19 protein-coding genes are annotated in these 17969 nt (G+C 66.0%); 7 read left to right on the plus strand and 12 right to left on the minus strand.

Annotation, left to right across the window (positions count from 1 at the left end):
• Window positions 1–14: 14 nt before the first annotated feature.
• Complete coding sequence (locus tag QP164_RS11965) at window positions 15–1271, minus strand: glycoside hydrolase family 130 protein (protein ID WP_333924244.1); 1257 nt, start codon at window positions 1269–1271, stop codon at window positions 15–17.
• Window positions 1272–1582: 311 nt separating this feature from the next.
• Here QP164_RS11965 and QP164_RS11970 point away from each other — a divergent pair, with 311 nt between their 5' ends.
• The 4 genes from QP164_RS11970 (at window position 1583) to QP164_RS11985 (ending at window position 4845) form a co-directional block, all read left to right on the plus strand.
• A complete protein-coding gene (locus QP164_RS11970) occupies window positions 1583–1855 on the plus strand; it encodes a hypothetical protein (protein ID WP_333923275.1) in 273 nt (90 codons plus the stop codon).
• A 203-nt stretch (window positions 1856–2058) separates the two neighbouring features.
• Window positions 2059–3285 (plus strand): multidrug effflux MFS transporter, encoded by a 1227-nt coding sequence (locus QP164_RS11975; protein WP_333923276.1) that lies wholly within the window; start codon window positions 2059–2061, stop codon window positions 3283–3285.
• A gap of 106 nt (window positions 3286–3391) precedes the next feature.
• On the plus strand, window positions 3392–3676 hold the full coding sequence (locus tag QP164_RS11980; protein ID WP_132736137.1) for a hypothetical protein: 285 nt from the start codon (window positions 3392–3394) through the stop codon (window positions 3674–3676).
• 98 nt (window positions 3677–3774) lie between these two features.
• Window positions 3775–4845 carry an AI-2E family transporter gene (locus tag QP164_RS11985; protein ID WP_333923277.1) on the plus strand — a complete coding sequence of 357 codons (1071 nt, stop codon included), beginning with the start codon at window positions 3775–3777 and terminating at the stop codon, window positions 4843–4845.
• Between the two features lie 429 nt (window positions 4846–5274).
• Here the strand turns inward: QP164_RS11985 and QP164_RS11990 are convergent, their stop codons facing one another.
• The 3 genes from QP164_RS11990 to QP164_RS12000 all read right to left on the minus strand — a co-directional run bounded on the left by QP164_RS11990 (window position 5275) and on the right by QP164_RS12000 (window position 8194).
• Complete coding sequence (locus QP164_RS11990) at window positions 5275–5868, minus strand: cytochrome b (RefSeq protein WP_333923278.1); 594 nt, start codon at window positions 5866–5868, stop codon at window positions 5275–5277.
• Between the two features lie 11 nt (window positions 5869–5879).
• Window positions 5880–6662 carry a SapC family protein gene (locus QP164_RS11995; RefSeq protein ID WP_132895488.1) on the minus strand — a complete coding sequence of 261 codons (783 nt, stop codon included), beginning with the start codon at window positions 6660–6662 and terminating at the stop codon, window positions 5880–5882.
• Window positions 6663–6793: 131 nt separating this feature from the next.
• Window positions 6794–8194, minus strand: a complete 1401-nt coding sequence (locus QP164_RS12000) for an FAD-binding oxidoreductase (protein WP_333923279.1) — start codon at window positions 8192–8194, stop codon at window positions 6794–6796.
• A gap of 121 nt (window positions 8195–8315) precedes the next feature.
• On the opposite strand from QP164_RS12000, the gene QP164_RS12005 reads away from it, so the two are divergent.
• From QP164_RS12005 to QP164_RS12015, 3 genes are all read left to right on the plus strand, one after another.
• Complete coding sequence (locus QP164_RS12005) at window positions 8316–8807, plus strand: hypothetical protein (RefSeq protein WP_333923280.1); 492 nt, start codon at window positions 8316–8318, stop codon at window positions 8805–8807.
• Between the two features lie 267 nt (window positions 8808–9074).
• The gene (locus QP164_RS12010; RefSeq protein WP_333923281.1) at window positions 9075–10784 is read left to right on the plus strand and encodes a DEAD/DEAH box helicase; all 1710 of its coding nucleotides are present in this window, start codon (window positions 9075–9077) and stop codon (window positions 10782–10784) included.
• 5 nt (window positions 10785–10789) lie between these two features.
• A complete protein-coding gene (locus QP164_RS12015; protein WP_332754975.1) occupies window positions 10790–11308 on the plus strand; it encodes a thioredoxin family protein in 519 nt (172 codons plus the stop codon).
• A gap of 818 nt (window positions 11309–12126) precedes the next feature.
• Here the strand turns inward: QP164_RS12015 and QP164_RS12020 are convergent.
• The 8 genes from QP164_RS12020 to QP164_RS12055 form a co-directional block, all read right to left on the minus strand.
• The gene (locus QP164_RS12020; protein WP_333923282.1) at window positions 12127–12741 is read right to left on the minus strand and encodes a glutathione S-transferase family protein; all 615 of its coding nucleotides are present in this window, start codon (window positions 12739–12741) and stop codon (window positions 12127–12129) included.
• Between the two features lie 199 nt (window positions 12742–12940).
• Window positions 12941–13810, minus strand: coding sequence for a dienelactone hydrolase family protein (locus QP164_RS12025; RefSeq protein WP_333923283.1), 870 nt, complete (start codon window positions 13808–13810; stop codon window positions 12941–12943).
• Between the two features lie 34 nt (window positions 13811–13844).
• Window positions 13845–14279 carry a hypothetical protein gene (locus tag QP164_RS12030; RefSeq protein ID WP_333924246.1) on the minus strand — a complete coding sequence of 145 codons (435 nt, stop codon included), beginning with the start codon at window positions 14277–14279 and terminating at the stop codon, window positions 13845–13847.
• Window positions 14174–14548, minus strand: coding sequence for a hypothetical protein (locus QP164_RS12035; RefSeq protein WP_333923284.1), 375 nt, complete (start codon window positions 14546–14548; stop codon window positions 14174–14176). Before QP164_RS12035 ends, QP164_RS12030 begins: the two co-directional genes overlap by 106 nt.
• On the minus strand, window positions 14545–14907 hold the full coding sequence (locus tag QP164_RS12040) for an MBL fold metallo-hydrolase (protein WP_333923285.1): 363 nt from the start codon (window positions 14905–14907) through the stop codon (window positions 14545–14547). Before QP164_RS12040 ends, QP164_RS12035 begins: the two co-directional genes overlap by 4 nt.
• Before the next feature lie 201 nt (window positions 14908–15108).
• Window positions 15109–15786, minus strand: coding sequence for a DUF1013 domain-containing protein (locus QP164_RS12045; RefSeq protein ID WP_056484483.1), 678 nt, complete (start codon window positions 15784–15786; stop codon window positions 15109–15111).
• Between the two features lie 99 nt (window positions 15787–15885).
• Window positions 15886–16908: a glycosyltransferase family 4 protein gene (locus QP164_RS12050; RefSeq protein WP_333923286.1), complete on the minus strand. Its 1023-nt coding sequence runs from the start codon at window positions 16906–16908 to the stop codon at window positions 15886–15888.
• A gap of 161 nt (window positions 16909–17069) precedes the next feature.
• Complete coding sequence (locus QP164_RS12055) at window positions 17070–17954, minus strand: UDP-2,3-diacylglucosamine diphosphatase (protein WP_132895496.1); 885 nt, start codon at window positions 17952–17954, stop codon at window positions 17070–17072.
• Between the last annotated feature and the right edge of the window lie 15 nt (window positions 17955–17969).

Consider the following 17969-nt stretch of genomic DNA (forward strand, 5'->3'; position numbering starts at 1 on the left):
CCGCAAGGGGACCGTCAGGCGGGAACCATGGCGGCTAGGATGTCGTCGACCTCGGCGACCGCGAAGGCGCTGTATTCGTCGCCGATCGCGTAGGGCAGCAGCACCCGGCGATCCTGGAGCAGCCCACCGCAGCTGTAGGTGACGTTGGGGACATAGCCGCCGCGCTGTTCGGCCGACGGGAACAGCAGCGGCGACGGCGTCCGCGCGAGCACCTTGGACGGGTCCGCCTTGTCGAGCAGGCACGCACCGATGCAATAGCCGCGGACCATGCCGACGCCGTGCGTGAAGACCAACCAGCCCTCGTCGATCTCGATCGGCGACCCGCAATTGCCGAGCTGGACGAATTCCCACGGATATTTCGGCGCCATGATCGGCGTGCCGCTGTCCCAGGTGTAAAGATCGTCCGAGCGGAGCAGCCAGATATTCTCGCTGTCCTGCCGCCCGAGCATCACGAACTGCCCGTCGATCCGCCGCGGGAACAACGCCATCCCCTTATAACCGGTCATCGACCCCGCCAGCGGCCGCATCTCGAACGTCCGGATATCGATTCCGCGCAACATCTCCTGCCGCGCGGTCTTGCCGTCGAACGCGGTATAGGTGCCGATGATGCTCTGCACATCGTCATGGTCGGTGAAGGTGACCATGCGGAGATCCTCGATCCCCTGATGCTGGCTGGGCAGGACCGGGAAGATCACCGTCTCGGAGACGTCCTGGCTATCCTCGCACAGCAGCCGCACCCAGTCCGCCTCGGTCCGCTCGATCTGCGGCGGCACCCCGTTCGCGCTCGGCGGATCGAGCACGAGACGATCGCCCGGCCCCCATTCGCCGGTCCGGAACGTCACCGACGAGATATGCCCCTCGCCGATCCCGCGCAGCGACAGCAGAAACCGCACCGCGCCCGGTTCGGTCGGACGCCCGTCGAGCGCGTCATCGGGCAACCGGACCATGCTCGGATTGAACAACGCCGCCGATTCGAACGCGTATTCCTGGCTGAAATAGGCGCCGATCAGCCACTGCTCGTCATCGTCGAAATCGCCCGCGCCGATCTCGTCGCGGATCTCCGCAAAGCGGCGCAGGAAGACGCGATCAGCATTGCGGTGCCGCTCGCGCATCGGAGCCGCGAGCAGCGCGCGCATCCGCGTCCGCATTGCCGGATCGAGCGCACGGACACGATCGACGACGGCATGGACGCGCGACGGCCGCCCATCATCGAACGCGGCGGGATAGGCGAAGCTGAACGGACGGATCACGGTCCGCGACGGATCGGGCATGAGTTCGACATCGAGCTTGGTGAACACGTCGGCCGCTGCCTTGAAGTCGATCTCATGCGAGTCGGCGCCAGTCGTTGCCGGGGTCGTTGCCGAAGCCGCCGTGTTGGGACTGGCCGTTACAGGAAGACTGGTGGGAGCAGCGTCGGGTGTCGTCATCATCGGCCCTTCGGAAGGAGTCTCAGGAGGAGCGCTGCACGCGCCAATTCGATCCCTGCGCCGTTTGCCAAATCCGGTCGCCGCACGTCATGGCCGATACGGGAACGGCATTTTTCACGGATGCGTTCGGGCCATCGCGCTTGTAGCAGGTCGCGATGGCCAAGCGTAAATTCTACCTCACGGCAGTCCTGCCCGACGGCTATGTCAAGACGATCGGGCCCACCGCGCTCGACCTGACGCATTACTGGCGGATCGTCGCGGTGCTCGCCAACGGCAAGACCGAGGTGTTCTGGGGACACAGCAAGTCGCTTGGCGAGGCGAAAAAGACCAAGAATCTCGCAGTCGAGGCCGCGGCGACGCGAGGGTGGAAGAGCTATCACGTCGATATCGTTGCGGTGGAGCGGAGCGACACGACGGTCGCGGGATGACGCGGGTGGGGGAACGAGTCGGTAGGGTCCTTCCCCGCTAAGGGGCTGGCGCTTCCCAGATGAGGAGGGGTCGGCGCCAACCTGTGTTCCGTGTCCTCCCCCTCCGTCAGGCTTTGCCTGCCACCTCCCCCTGGCGGGGGAGGATTGTGAAGTGGTGCGATCGATTATGGCGCGGTGCAACATTAGCCAGTAGGCGCGGTGATATGACGCAGCCGCTTACCCATTTTACCTTTGGTCGTCGCGAATTCGTCGCGTTCATCGCCGCGATGATGGCGGTGAACGCGCTCGGGGTCGACCTGATGCTGCCCGCGCTGCCGGCGATCGGGGCCGAGCTTCATGCCGCGACCGCCAATTCGCGGCAGTGGATCATCACCGCATACATGTTCGGCTTCGGGATCGGCCAGTTGGTCTACGGGCCGCTCGCCGATCGCTATGGCCGCCGCCCGATCCTGCTCGCGACGCTGATCGGATTCGTCGGCGCGAGCATCTTCGCGGCGAGTTCGGCGACCTTCACCGCGCTGATCTGTGCGCGGATCCTGCAAGGACTGATGTCGGCCTCGACTCGCGTGCTCGCCGTCGCCATCGTCCGCGATCGCTTTTCCGGGCGGCAGATGGCCAAGACGCTGTCGATCGCGCAGATGATCTTCTTCCTGGTGCCGATCCTCGCACCCAGCCTGGGACAAATCCTGCTCGCGTTCGGACCGTGGCGGTTCATCTTCTACGCACTGGCAGCGTTCGCCGCATTCGTCCTGGCATGGGCGGCGATGCGGTTGTCCGAGACGCTGGCGATCGAGCGACGGACGGCAATCTCGCTGACGTCGCTGCGCAACGCCTATCGCCTGACGCTCACCAATCGCTATTCGATCGGCTATGCGACCGCCGCGTCGCTGACGTTCGGCGGGATCATCGCCTTCGTGTCGCTGGCACAGCAGATCTTCGGTGAGCAGTTCGGTGCGGGCGATCGGTTCACGATGCTGTTCGCGGTCTGCGCCTTCGCGATGGGTTGTGCGTCGTTCGCCAATAGTCGGCTGGTCGAGCGACTGGGCACGCGGCTGATCTCGCAGGCCGGGGTGTTCGCGCTGATCGCGTTGTCGCTGGTCCATCTCGCGGTGATCGCCAGTGGCCTAGAGACGCTGTGGAGTTTCATCGCGATCCAGGCGCTGAGCATGACGTGCATCGGCCTGTGCGGATCGAACTTCGGCGCGATGGCGATGGAGCCGGTCGGGCATATCGCCGGGACCGCATCGTCGGTGCAGGGATTCATCACCAGTCTCGGCGCGGTGGTGGTCGGATCGTTGATCGGCCAGGCGTATGACGGATCCACTTTCCCGCTCGCGATCGGCTATCTCGGGATCGGCCTCGGTGCGCTGGTGATCGTGTATCTGGTCGAGGGACGCTTCTGGTTCCAGCGGGAGACCGCGCTGCGCTGAGGCGTAGTGCAAAAAGATCACACTGTTTCAGAAGGATCGCTGCGTTGGGAACCGTTACGTCACCGTGACGGTTTGCGTCGACACAACACCAACAGGATATCCGATCATGAAGAAACTGACCGTAGCGCTTATGATGGCTGCTCTCACCGTTCCGCTCGCAGCCTGCGGCGGCAAGGGCGACGACAAGCTGGGCAGCCAGGTCGAAGGCGCAGCGGACAACCGTGCCGACGCGCTGGAAGCCAAGGCCGACAACCTCGAGGACCAGGCCAAGGCCGTGCGCGAGAGCGGCGACCAGCAGGCCGACGCGATCGACGACGCCGACGTGAACGCGCAGGCGATGCCAGCCAGCGAGAAGGCGGCCCTCGTCAACGGCAGCGAGAAGCTCCGCTGATACTGATCCCCCGGCACGACCGGGGGATTTTTCTATATAAGTGATGCGAGACGGCGGCCGGGACATGTCGACCGGACTGGCGAAACAGGGTGGGCGACATGACGAACAGGGGCCGGATCGAGAACGGGGGATTCCTCCTCTTCTTGACGATCATCACCATAGCCTTGGGCGTGGTGGTATCCGCCTTCGCGGCCGCGCTGCTATGGAGCGCGCTGGCGGCGATCCTGTTCCAGCCGCTGTATCAAAAGCTGCTCAAGCGCTGGCCCGAGCGGCGCAACCTCGCCGCCTCGCTGGCGATGCTGATCATCTTCGTCGCGGTGGTCGTCCCCACGCTGATCATCGCCAGCCTGATGATCGATCAGGCATCCTCGGTCTATACGAGCATGCAGAACGGCCAGATCAACTTTGCCGCCTATTTCCAGCAGATCCACGATGCCCTGCCGCAGCGGCTTCAGCAGCTTGTCGACAAGTCCGGGATCGACAGCTTCGAACGGCTGCAATCGCGTATTTCGGGCGCGCTGGGCAACAGCGTCCGGACGATCGCCGGACAGGCGCTGTCGATCGGCCGCAATGCATTCGCATTCCTGCTGGCGTTCGGCATCGCGCTGTACGTGACATTCTTCCTGCTGCGCGACGGCGACCGTGTCGGGCCGGCGATCTGCCGCGCGTTGCCACTGGAGCGGTCGGTGACGGAGCGGCTGGTCGGCAAGTTCGTCGCGGTCGTGCGCGCCACGATCAAGGGCTCGGTCATCGTCGGGCTCGTCCAGGGTGGCCTGGGCGCCTTGACCTTCTGGCTGGTCGGCGTGCCGGCGGCGTTGCTGTGGGGCCTGTTGATGGCGCTCACCTCGTTGCTGCCCGCTCTGGGACCGGCGATCGTCTGGGTGCCGGTCGCGGTGTATCTGCTGGCGACGGGTGCGATCTGGCAGGGCATCGCGGTGATCGTGTCGGGGGTCGTGGTGATCGGGCTTGCGGACAATATCCTGCGGCCGATCCTGGTCGGGCGCGACACCGGAATTCCGGACTATGTCGTGCTGGTCACGACGCTGGGCGGGATCGAGATCTGCGGATTGAGCGGGATCGTCGTCGGCCCCGTGGTCGCGGCGCTGTTCCTGGCGGGATGGCAGATCCTGACCGAACAGCGGCTTGGGCAGCCCGAGCCTGACGCCTGACACCTGAGCCACTGCCTGGGCTTGCCTTGGTTGTCCGCGACACCGCGCAGTTTTCAAATCCTCCCCGCTAGGGGGAGGTGGCAGGCGCAGCCTGACGGAGGGGGCGGTAGACGGCACGTCGGTTGCCCATCCTCCCCCTCCGTCACCTTCGGTGCCACCTCCCCCTGGCGGGGGAGGATCGGTTTTGAGCGCGGCTGTACTCGTTAACGCCGGAGTGTCGGCTGGAACGCAGCCGCAGTCCCTACCCCGCATCCGCAGGCCAAAAAAACCACCCCGTGCATGACGCACGGAGTGGCCTAGGTTCAGGGAGGAGGTACGCTAGAAGCATACCGTACGGCGCCGCGAAAGGGGGGACACGATGCCGTACAGGATCTAAATGGGTGAGCCCCGATTTGGTTCAACCCTTGTTGCGGCGCACACCGAATTTTTTCAGAGCGCGTTTTTCTTGCGGGCGAACGCCGGTGCCATTCGCGCCAGGATCTCGTCACGCAGCAGCAGGTGATGGCGCAGTGCAGCCGCGCTATGCGCGACGACCAGCGCCAGCATCATCCAGCCGAGAATCTCATGCGCCTCGTGGCCGAAATGCCCGGTTGCCGTCGATACCGGCAGATACGGAATGTCGAACAGGCCGAACCAGTTGAACAGGCCGCGCTTCGCCGAGCCCGACACCATCAGCCACCCGGTCAGCGGCGTGCCGATCATCGTGACATAGAGGACCGCGTGCGCAGCGTGCGCGAGCCCCTTCTCCCAGGCCGGCATCAGCGCGGGCAACGGCGGCGGGCGGTTGGCGAGACGCCATGCGAGCCGCGCGACGCTCAGGACGAGGACGGTCATCCCGAGCGCCTTGTGCGCGCCCATCCACGCGCGGAGGGCCGGCACCGAATCGTGCAACAGGCCGACCGCGAGGTTGAGGATGACGAGCAGCGCGATCGTCCAGTGAAGCCAGATCGCCACCCTCGAATAGCGTTCCGAGGAATGCCGTTCCGGCGAGTAGCGTTCCGAACTATCCCGCGCTGCCGTCATGTACGTGTCCTTCAGACGTTGAACTGCGGCGCGGCCATCTGCGGCTGCGGGGTCTGGCCGAGCTGTGCCTGGCGCGCGAAGATATCACGCATCAGCGACAGCGAGAACAGGTGCGCATACAGCAGCGGGAGCATGCCCGACTTGCTCATCTTGCGCAGCGCATCGCCGCGCAGGTCGATCAGCTTTTCCTCGTTGATCATCTGGAAGCCGCGATAGACGAACGGCTGCTCGGCACCGTCGGGCTGGATCGTGACTTCGCCGTCCATCAGCAGCTCGAGCTCGCGCAACTCGTTCATGAAGTTCTGCGTGCGTGCGCCGGCCTGTTCGAACGACTCGTTGAAGCCGAGGATGTTCTTGGTCAGCTCGGTCGGCTGGCCGTTCTCGAACAGTGCATCGCCGTCCTCGAACTCACCGAGCGTCGGCGAGGTCGGATCGAAGCAGAGCGACAGCTCCTGCGCATCGGGGTGCAGACGCGCGAGCATGTACGGGTAGCGACGGACATAGGCGGGGACGTAGAACGTGGTCTCGGTCAGCTTGCCGTCGTCGCCGACGAACACGTTGACGCCCTCGTTCAGGCCCATCAGCGCGAGCGGGATGGCGTCGTCACCGGTCGAGAAGACGATCGGCATGTGGCGCTGGACCAGCGGGAATTCGTCGACGGTGATCGGGATGGCGTGCTGGCCGACCAGGAACGGCGCGCTGTCCTGCGGGCGGACCTTGTAGTTCGCGTGTGTATCGCTCGAGAGCGGCTCGAGGCCGTTGTAGAAAAGCGGAAGCTGGGCGGTGCTGGCCATGTTACTCTCCGGATCGGTCGTTCAGATGCCGGTGACTGGTGCCACCGATTGGGGCGAGGCTCTATGGTGCGGGGCGGGTTGGTGCAAGTGTGGTGCGGAATCGTCGGGGTGAGACGCGGTCGTGGCCTGAGCTAGACGAGCTTGCCGGGGTTGAGGATGTTGAGCGGATCCATCGCGGCCTTGATCGCGCGCAAGGCGGTCATCCGCGCGGGCGACGAAAGGCGGGCGAGTTCGTCGCGCTTCATCTGGCCGATGCCGTGCTCCGCCGAGATCGAGCCGCCGGCCGCGGTCACGAGATCGCCGACGAAGCGGGTGACGACCGGCGCGTCCTCGGCATACCAATGCGCAGGGTCGGTGCCGGGCGCGGCGCGGACGTGGAAATGGACGTTGCCGTCGCCGAGATGGCCGAAGCCGCTCGCGTGCGTGCCGGGGAAGCGCGCGTCGCACGCCGCCGCCGCCTCGATCATGAAGCGCGGCATCGTCTCGACCGGGATCGAGATGTCGTGCTGCGTCGCGGGGCCGAGCGCGCGTTCGGCGGCGGAGAGCGAGTCGCGGACGAGCCAGAAGGCGTCCGACTGGGCTTCGCTGGTGGCGATCGTCGCGTCTTCGATCGCGCCGTCTTCGAGGGCTTTGCCGAGCAGGCGTTCGAGGAGTGCGCTGGGGGACTCGCCATCGGTGGTGGCGGAGGTTGCCTCGATCAGGAGGTGCCAGGGGTGGCGGCCGGCGAGCGGGGCGCGGGCGTTCGGGAGGTGCGCGATGGCGGCATCGAGCGACTCGGCGGGGAGGATCTCGAAGCTTTCGATCGCGTCGGTCCTCGCCTGCATCGTCCGCAGGAGTTTCAGCGCGGCGTGGGGCGAGGCGATGCCGACCCAGGCTGTGCCGCGGGCTGCAATTGCGGGGGCGAGGCGGAGCGTGGCGGCGGTGACGATCGCCAGCGTGCCCTCCGCGCCGATGAAAAGCTGGTCGAGGTCGTAGCCGCGATTGTCTTTCTTCAACGCGGACAGGCCGTCGTGGATCGTCCCGTCGGCGAGCACCGCTTCGACGCCTGCGACGAGACCGCGCATCGTGCCGAACTTGAGCACCTGCGTCCCGCCGGCGTTGGTCGAGACGAGCCCGCCGATCGTCGCCGTGCCGCGCGCGCCGAGCGTCAGCGGGAAGCGCCACCCCTGGCCTTGCGCGGCACCGTCGAGGTCGGCGAGGATGACGCCGGCTTCGGCGATGGCGAGCCCGGCGTCGGTGTCGATGCTGCGGATAATGTTCATCCGGCGCAGCGACAGGATCAGCGCGCTGCCATCGGCGGGGGCGGTCGCGCCGCCAACCATCGAGGTGTTGCCGCCTTGGGCGACGAGCGGGACGCGGTGCTCGGCGGCGGCCTTGACGATCAGCGCGACCTCCGCGGTCGAGGTCGGCGCCAGCAGCGCGGGCGCAGCGCCATGGAACCGGCCGCGCCAGTCGTGCAGCCAGGGATCGATATCGGCGGGGTCGGTGACGACCGCTTTCGCATCGAGCTGTGGTGCTAGCGCTTGCAACATCGCGGCTTGCGAAGGCGTCAGGGTTGCTGTCTGAATTTGGGGCACGGACGAAGCGCTAGACAAAATTCATCGCGCGTTCAACGATTGGCCCTAACGGTTACGTCAGCATGATCCAGCCAGCATGATTCATCCCGCGATTCCCGCCACCCTGCTCGCGCTCGCGGGCCCCTTCGCTGCGGCCATGCGCGATGCGCCTTCGCCCAGCCAGTCGTCCAGCCAGTCTCGGGCGTTCACGCTCGATAGCATGCAGATCGCGCAGGTCTCGATCCACGAACGCATCATTATCCGCGTGCCCCGGATGAGCCGGATGCCTGCGCGAACCTACGCGCCGCCGCGCGAATGGAAGGAGCATAAGGGTCCAAAATGCATCGCGGTCGATGAAATTGCTGGTGCGATGCTCAACAAGGACGGCGCGGTCGACCTGGTGATGGACGATACGACGCGGCTGCGCGCGCGGCTCGATGGCGACTGCAAGCCGCTCGATTATTATTCAGGGTTCTATCTGCGGCCGGGCGCGGACGGGATGATCTGCAAGGGCCGTGACGCGATCCGCATGCGATCGGGTTCACGCTGCGAGATCGAAGGGTTCAAGAGCTTGCGGGCGAAGAAGTAGCGGGAGCCTACAGCTAACGTGCTTGGCGGATGCGAGGTCACCCCTCCGTCATCCTGACGAAAGTCAGGATCCAGAGTAACTGACGGTACGCTGCTTGGCTCTGGATCCCGACTTTCGTCAGGATGACGGGGGTTTTGCGGAAATACGCCGCCCGCCGCCCCTTCCCACCCTCCATTCACCGCGTTTCCTTGACATTTGTCGCCAAATCGGCGAGCGCCGGAACGCTTGAGGGCAGTGCATTTCACCCTCTATTTACCGGACATTTGCATGAGTTTTGCCGATCTCGGCCTCTCCGACGAACTGCTGAAGGCAGTCACCGACTCCGGCTATACCGAGCCGACCCCGATCCAGGCCGGCGCGATCCCGTCCGTGCTGATGATGCGCGACATCATCGGTATCGCCCAGACGGGCACCGGCAAGACCGCGTCGTTCGTGCTGCCGATGATCGACATTCTCGCGCATGGCCGTAGCCGCGCGCGGATGCCGCGCTCGCTGATCCTCGAACCGACGCGCGAACTCGCCGCGCAGGTGGCGGAGAATTTCGAGAAATACGGCGTCAATTCGAACCTCTCGATGGCGCTGCTGATCGGTGGCGTCTCGATGGGCGACCAGCTCGCCGCGCTCGAGAAGGGCGTGGACGTGCTGATCGCGACGCCAGGCCGGCTGATGGACCTGTTCGGGCGCGGCAAGATCATGCTCAACGGCTGTTCGATGCTGGTGATCGACGAGGCGGACCGGATGCTCGACATGGGCTTCATCCCCGACATCGAGGAAATCTGCACCAAGCTGCCGAAGCAGCGCCAGACGCTGTTGTTTTCGGCGACGATGCCTCCGCCGATCAAGAAGCTGGCGGACAAGTTCCTGACCAATCCCAAGACGATCGAGGTGTCGCGCCCGGCGTCGACCAACCTCAACATCAAGCAGTATCTGGTGCCGGTGCCGAGCCAGACCGCCAAGCGCGATACGCTGCGCCGCATTCTCGCGCAGGAAGAGGTGACCAACGCGATCATCTTCTGCAACCGCAAGACGACGGTGCGCGACCTGAACAAGGTGCTGAAGCAGGCGGGCTACAAGTCGGGCGAGATCCATGGCGACATGGAACAGCCGCAGCGGCTGGCCGAACTCGAGCTGTTCAAGACCGGCGCGGTGACGATCCTCGTTGCGTCGGACGTCGCGGCGCGCGGGCTCGACATCAAGGGCGTGTCGACGGTGTTCAACTATGACGCGCCGTGGCATCCGGACGACTATGTTCACCGGATCGGTCGTACGGGTCGCGCCGGGGCGACGGGGACGGCGTACACGTTCGTCGCGCCCGACGATTCCGAGAATATCATCAATATCGAGAAGCTCACGGGTCAGACGATCGAGCGGCTGAAGGTTGCCGAGCCGAAGACGGCGCCGGTTGCTGCTGCGACCGAAGACGATGGCACGGCGCGGCGCGCACGGCCGCGTCGCGGCGCGCGGTCCGAGACGTTTACGCCGGTGCCGGTTGCGGCGGCGGCTGCCAAGGAGTCGGATCGGCCCCGTACGCGGCGGGTGCCACGGGCGGATACGGTGGCCCCGGCGATCGTCGCCGAGGTGCTGGCTGCGGCCGAGCCGGTTGCGGCGGCCAAGCGTCCTCGCTGGGAGCGTACGCCGATCGACGAGCCCGTGCCCGCGGTGAAGCCGCGCGTTGCGGAGCCGGCACGGGTCGACCCGGTGCAGGTCGAACCGGCGTATGTTGAACCGGTTCGCGCGGCACCTGCGCGGACGGAGACGATGCGGACGGAGCCGGTGCGGACGGAGCCGGTGCGGTCGGAACCTCCTCGCTCGCAACCTGTTCGTTCGGAAGCGGCAAAGGTCGAGCCGCCACGGACGGAGCGCATTCCTGCGGATCCAACCGGTGGTCGCCGCCAACCGCTCGCCGATACGCCGGCGGATGGCTGGAACGGACCATTCCCGAGCTTCCTGAATGCCGTGATCGGAGGATATGAATGATGTCGATGCGCCGTATCGCCGCGCTTGCCTTGCTCGCGACTGCCGTGGCCGCCCCCGCTGCGCCCCGCGCGAAAGTCGTGGCGCCGCACGTGAACACGACGAGCTTCGACAAGCTGCCACAGCCCTTGCCGCTGCCGTATAACGAGTCGGCGAACGCCAATGCGCAGGTTGCGGCGGCGCGGGCGCGCGCGCTGAAGACACACAAGCGGTTGCTGATCGATCTCGGCGGTAACTGGTGCCTCGACTGCCGCCTGCTGGCGGGGACGATCGACCTGCCGGAGATGAAGCGGTTCGTGGATAGCAAGTTCGTGGTGGTGACGGTCGACATCGGCCGCTTCGACAAGAACGGGCAGATCGCGGCGGGTTACGGCATCAAGGGGCGGCTCAAGGGCGTGCCGGCGGTGCTGGTGGTCGATCCGCGGAGCAACCGGTTGCTGAACGCCGGGCATGAGACCGAGCTGGCGGATGCGCGGTCGATGGGGCCGCAGGCGCTCGCCGACTGGCTGGCGAAGTGGGCGGCCTGATCGGGAGTTTTTGAGGGCGTTTCGGTATTGGGCATTTCGCTAGTCTGAGGCGGGCGATGGGGCTCGTCCGCTCCGCTACTCGCCCTGTTTGGCTTGCCCTCACCTATCGCCGCCTTCGGCGTCTCTCCCTCTCCCCGATGGGAGAGGGAACCGGTCCGAGGCGGCTTTACCGTGCGAGCTTTCGCTGGCGGTCGATGCTCGTTCGACACTCTCCTCGCCCTTGCGAAGCGGTCCAGCGCGCGTCTCTTGCTTGTAAAGTCTGAGATCCGTCGTCCGCCATTTGGTCGCGGCATGAACCGGCTCTCTATGAAACCGATTCATGCCGCTCCGTTCGCTCCAACCCTCGCCGTCATCCTGACGAAAGTCAGGACCCAGAGCCATGGAGGTTAACCCCTGGTATCCTGGGTCCTGACTTTCGTCAGGATGACGGCCGGCGCGTGCCCTCACCTATCGCCGCATTCGCGTCTCTCCCTCTCCCGATGGGAGAAGGAAGGGGATCGCGGCCACTTGGCCGTGGGAAGGGTGAGGGCAAGGTTTGTGGGGCCATTGTGCCAGTCGTGTTCGTGATCCGACCCTCTTTCTAGCCAGTGCGAGTCCGACGCCCCCTGCCCGTGTAATGTCGATCCGGTGCGCACCATTGAGCTGCGACCGTAAGCAGTCCTGCCAGCAAGCCGATCTCGACACGCTCTGTGCGCGCCCAACCCCACCGTCATCCTGACGAAAGTCAGGACCCAGAGCCACGGGCGTTAACTCCTGGTATCCTGGGTCCCGACTTTCTTCAGGATGACGGGTTGGGTTGGCTGGTCACGCCCTCGCTCCTACGCGGCGACCGCGATCAGGGCGTCGTCCAGTGCTGCGGCGCGCAGGTACGCCGGGCGTTCGATCAGGCGCGCGGCATACTCTGCGAACGCTTCGCGCTTCGGCAGCCAGCCGAACTGCATGCCCCAGATGACCTGCGATCCGACATAGACGTCGGCTGCGGTGAAGCGGTCGCCGGCTATGTACGGGTGCGCTGCCACGGCCTGTTCGAGCACGTCGATTACGCGATCGAAGCTGCCATAGCCGATCATCCGTTGCTGCGCGGAATCGGGGACGACGCCGAGCGCGCGGTTGCCGGTGGCGGCTTCGACCGGGCCGGCGGCGTAGAAGAGCCAGCGATAGTAATCGGCGCGCTCCTCGTCGCGGGGGGCGAGGTCGGCGTCGGGGAATGCGTCGGCGAGATACGCGCAGATCGCGGCGCATTCGGTGACGGTCTTGTGGTTGTGGATGATCGCCGGGACCTTGGCCATCGGGTTGATCGACAGATACGGCTCGGCCTTCATCGTCGTGTCGTAGTCGAGGACGACGGTCTCATACTCGGCGTCGACCTCTTCGAGCATCCACCGCGCGATCCGGCCTCGCGACATCGGGTTGGTGTACAGGGTCAACGTCATGCGACTCTCCTTGAGAACGGATCGTGAACGATGGTCTCATGGAGAGGGGGTTCGGTCAAGGGTTACACTGCGGACGTAGCAACGCCGCGCCCTACGCCCGTCATCCTGGGCTCGACACAGGATCCAGAGCCGCGACGCTCACCCGTCTTGGCTCTGGGTCCTGACTTTCGTCAGGATGACGCCATTAGCGGCGGACCTCCTACACCAGCGCCTTGTCGAACAGCGCGAGCATGCGGGCCCAGGCCCTGTCCGCCTGGACTGCGTTGTAGACCTTCGAGTCGGGCGGGCACCAGCCGTGCATCGTGCCGGCGTAGACCTCGATCTCGGCGGGGAGCTTTGCGGCGGCAAACGCCTCGCGGAGCGTGTCCTTTTCGGTGGGCGAGCGGGCGTCGTCGTTGGCAGCGATCGCGATCAGGTATCGGCCCTTCATCTGCGGGATTAGCAGATGCGGGCTGTCGGGCGTGTCGGTGACGAAGCCGCCGCCGTGGAAGGTCGCGCCGGCGCGGATCCGGTTGGGGACGGCTGCGGCGGTGCGCATCACCATCGGGCCGCCCATGCAATAGCCGGTGGTGGCCAGCCCACGCTTGCGGTCGACCTGCGGTTGCGCGTCGATGAAGGCGGTGAAGGCACGCGCGTCACGCACCGTGCCTTCGGAGGTGAGCGCTTCGCGGAACGGGGCGATGCGTGCGCGGACCGCGGGCTGGTCGTACGACTCGCCGGGGGCGAGGAACGGTGCCTTGGTCGAGCGGTAGAACTGGTTCACGACGAGCACCGCGTAGCCGGATTGCGCGAGCCGGTCGGCCATCTGGCGGAAGGCGGGGCGCAGGCCCATGATGTCGGGCCAGATCAGCACGCCGGGGTACTTGCCGGTGGCGGGGGCGACGAAATAGGCGTCGGCCTTGCCGTCGGGCGTGACGATCGAGACGTCGCGGCCCTTGATGACGGCAGCGTTCGCGGGGGCGGGCAGCAGCATCGTCAGGCCCATCGCGCCGGTCATCACGCCGAACTGCCGACGCGAGACGCCGGCCAGATACGCTTCGTTATCGTCTGCGGTATGCTCGTCGCACATGGGGCTATCCTCTTGATTTTGGCCGCATGCTAACTCAGGCCGCGCGCCACCACCATACGCCATCGTGCGTCTCGCGGGTCGCTCGGCCTTCGACTTCGAGGCGGCGGAGATGCGCGAGTGCCTCGCCGGTCGCCATGCCGAGCACGTCTTGGCCGATCGCGCGGCGGAACAGGCGGCCGAAACAGTCGACCGCGCGGCGGGGTTCGGCGAGGAAGATGGCCAGTTCGTCGAGCCGCTCGCGATGTTCGCGGTCCATCGCGTCGAGGCGGGTGTGGAGGCCGGTGAACGGGTCACCGTGGCCGGGGAGGACGAGCAGGTCGGCGGGCAGCGTCTTGAGCTTGGCGATCGAGGCGAACCATTCGCCTAGCGGGTCGGCGTTCGGTTCGGTGATGCCGAGCGAGACGTTGGGGCTGATCCGGGAGAGGACCTGGTCGCCGGCGATGAGTATGCCGCCGGCTTCATCGTACAGGCACGCGTGTTCGGGGAGTGGCCCGAGCCGGTTACCACGCGCCAGTCGCGCGCGCCGATGGTGAGCGTGTCGCCGTCTTCGATGCGCGTGTAGCTGAGCGGGAGCGGGGTGATGATCTTACGGAAACCGGCCCAGCCCTTGGCGGTGGCGTGGTCGATCTGTGCGGCGTCCCAGCCCGCGCCTTGCCAGAAGGCTAGCATTTCGTGGGGGACGGAGTCGCGGGCGTCGGCGGCTAGCATGCGCGCGGTCAGCCACTCCGCGCGGGTCATGATGAGGGGGCGGCGTGGTGGTCGCACATCCAGCCGGCGAGGCCGATATGGTCCGGGTGGAAGTGGGTGCCGATCATCCTGGTGATGCGGACGCCGGACTTGGGGCCGTTGAAGATGGCTTTCCAGGCGTCGCGGGCCTCGGCGGTGTTCATGCCGGTGTCGACCAGCGCGTCGCCGTCGGTGTCGGCGAGGAGCCAGCAATTTACGTGTTTCAGCGGGCCGGGAATTTTGAGGCGGACCCAGTCTATGCCGGGGGCGACCTCGAAGACGTCACCCGCTACGGGCTCTGCGCCGCCGAACGGGTAGGTCAGGCCCTTGTGACTGGTCGGCGCGAAATCGGTGTCGGGTGCGGTTGCCATCCGTTGCGGTTAGCAACTGGATGTGGCGGGAGATAGTGCTGGCGGGCGTGATGAACTGCACCCCGTCATCCTGACGAAGTTCAGGATCCAGGATAATGTAGGGCGACATCTTTGGCTCTGGGTCCTGACTTTCGTCAGGATGACGATTGGGAAGCGCGAGCCCACCCCTGCCCCCTCCCGCTTGCGGGAGGGGACGTGCGGTCAGCGCTTGAAGGGGTCGTCGAAAAGGGGCTTGACGGGCAACACGCCGCCGTCTGCCACGAACTGTGCGTCGGCTGCCGCCTGGGTGCGCTCGGCGCGGAGCTGCTGGAGCAGGACTTCGCGGTCGCCTTCGAGGCGCGTGTCGGTAGGGGCTTCCATGCCAGCTGCCTTCGCCGCCTTCGCCACTGCCGCGTCGAGTTCGCGCTGCGAGGTCAGGCCGAGCGTGACCGGGTCCTTGGGCGTGATGTTGGCGATGTTCCAGTGGCTGCGGTCGCGGATTGCGGCGATCGTCGTGCGGGTCGTGCCGATCAGCAGCGAGATCGCGCCGTCAGTGATTTCCGGGTGGTTACGGATAATCCACGAAATGCCGTCGGGCTTGTCCTGGCGCTTCGAGACCGGCGTGTAGCGCGGGCCCTTGGTGCGGCGGACCTGCTCGGGGCCCTTGATCATCTTGAGCTGGTAATCGGGATCGGCGGCACCCTTGTCGATCTCTTCCTGCGTCACTTCATGTGCGCGCACGGGATCGCGACCGGTGAGCTTGGTCGAGGTCGTGTCGTCGGCGATCGCCTGGATCTCGAGGATGTGCAGGCCGCAGAAGTCCGCGATCTGCTCGAAGCTGAGCGCGGTATTGTCGACCATCCAGGCGGCGGTCGCGTGGGGCATGAGCGGCTGGGCCACGGCGGAAACTCCGTAAAAATAGAAAGGGCCGCCCCTTTCGGAGCGGCCTGACATGAGACAGACTTAGTGCGCGTGGGGGCAACAGGCAAGCGAACAAGCTCAGGCCGCCATGAGCTTTCCTTCAAGGGGGACGAGCGCGTGGAGGAACTGGCGGGCACTGGCCGGCCAGCTGTAGCGTGCGGCATAGGCGGCGCAGGTGACGCTGTCGCGGGTCAGCGCGGTGGCGATCGCAGTGTCGAGGTCTTCGTGCATCGCGCCGACGCGGTCGTCGAGGACGTCGATCGGCCCGGTTACAGGGTACGCCGCGACCGGAGTGCCGCAGGCGAGCGCTTCGATCATGACCAGACCAAACGTGTCGGTGCGGCTGGGGAAGACTAGCACGTTTGCGGTGCGGTAGGCTGCGGCGAGGTCGAGGCCGGAGCGCTGGCCGAGAAAGACCGCGTCCGGGAAGCGGCGCGCGAGCGTGGCGCGGGCGGGGCCGTCGCCGACCACGACCTTCGTACCGGGATGCGCGGAAGACAGGAACGCCTCGATGTTCTTCTCGACCGCGACCCTGCCGACATAGAGCTGGATCGGCCCGGGCAGCGCTGTCAGCTCGGGGTCGCGAGCACCGTCGAGGCCGAACTGCGCGAAGTCTACGCCCCTGCCCCATTCGCGGACCTGGTGCAGGCCCTGGTCCGACAGCGTTCTGGCGACCGAGGGCGTCGAGACGAGGATCGACTGCGCGGGGCGGTGGAACCAGCGGATATAGCGCCATATCCAGTCGGGGTTCGCGCCGGTGCGTGCGGCGATATAGTCGGGAAACTGGGTGTGGTAGGCGGTGGTGAACGGGAGGGCGCGGGCCATGCACCAGGTGCGGGCGGCGAGGCAGACCGGGCCTTCGGTGGCGAGGTGGATCGCGTCGGCGCCGAAGCTCGCCAGCAGGCGACCGACTGCGCCGGACCGCGCAAAGGCTAGGCGGATCTCGGGATAGGTCGGACATGGCATCGAGGCGAATTGTTCGGGAGATACGATCAGGACCTGGTGGCCGATCGATTCGAGTTCCTTGCGGACCGCCTGGAGGGTGCGGACGACGCCGTTGACTTGCGGGCTCCAGGCGTCGGTGACGATCGCGATACGCATCGTGTTTTCTCCGTTTTGCCCTCTCCCGTCGGGGAGAGGGAGGGGCCCGCTTGGCGCAGCCAAGTGGGAGGATGAGGGCACGCTGTTCACTGGCGTGGTGGACTTGCCCTCACCCTCGCCGCTTCGCGTCTTTCCCTCTCCCCGAGGGGAGAGGGTTTAGGTTAGGCGGCCAACGTGACGACCTTGTCCTTCTCGCGGGCGGCGATTTCGTCGCCCCAGTGGAGGAGTTCCATGCGACCGTCGAAATGCTCGACCAGCGCGGTGCAGCCTTCGACCCAGTCGCCGTCGTTGTAATAGGCGATGCCGGCGATCTCGCGCATTTCGGCGGTGTGGATGTGGCCGCAAACGACGCCTTCGACGCCGCGGACGCCCGCCGCGTGCGCGACGACCTCCTCGAAGTGCGAAATGAAGGCGACCGCGTTCTTGACCTTGGCCTTGGCGTGCTTCGACAGCGACCAATAGGGCATGCCCATCCTGCGCCGCGCGGCGTTGACCCAGCGGTTGAGCCCCATCAGCATCGTGTAGGCGGCGTCGCCGATATGCGCGACCCAGCGGTGCGCGAGCGTGATCGCATCGAACTCGTCGCCATGGAGGACGAGCAGGCGGCGACCGTCGGCGGTCTCGTGGATCGCGTTGCGGCGGATCGAGATGCCGCCCAGGTCGAGGCCGGAATATTGGCGGAACACCTCGTCATGGTTGCCCGGAATGTAGACGACCCGCGTACCGCGCTTGGCGCGCTTGAGTAGGCGCCAGAGGACGTCGTTGTGCGCCGCGGGCCAGTAGAATTTCTTCTTGAGCCGCCACCCGTCGATCATGTCGCCGACGAGGTACATCGTCTCGCTGTCGACGTGGTCGAGAAAGTCGTTGAGCATCCCTGCGTTGCAGCCGCGCGTGCCGAGGTGAACGTCGGAGATCCAGATCGTGCGGTATTGGCGACGCTCGACGATCGGCTCGGGGACGGCAGGGCGTGAGTGGATGAAATCGGCGATATCGGTGATGTCGGCGCCGATGATGCTAGATGGCGAAAACGTCGTCACGGCGTTCATGGCCTTACCCCCGCA

The sequence above is a fragment of the Sphingomonas sp. LR59 genome (genome assembly GCF_036855945.1).
Lineage (GTDB): Bacteria > Pseudomonadota > Alphaproteobacteria > Sphingomonadales > Sphingomonadaceae > Sphingomonas.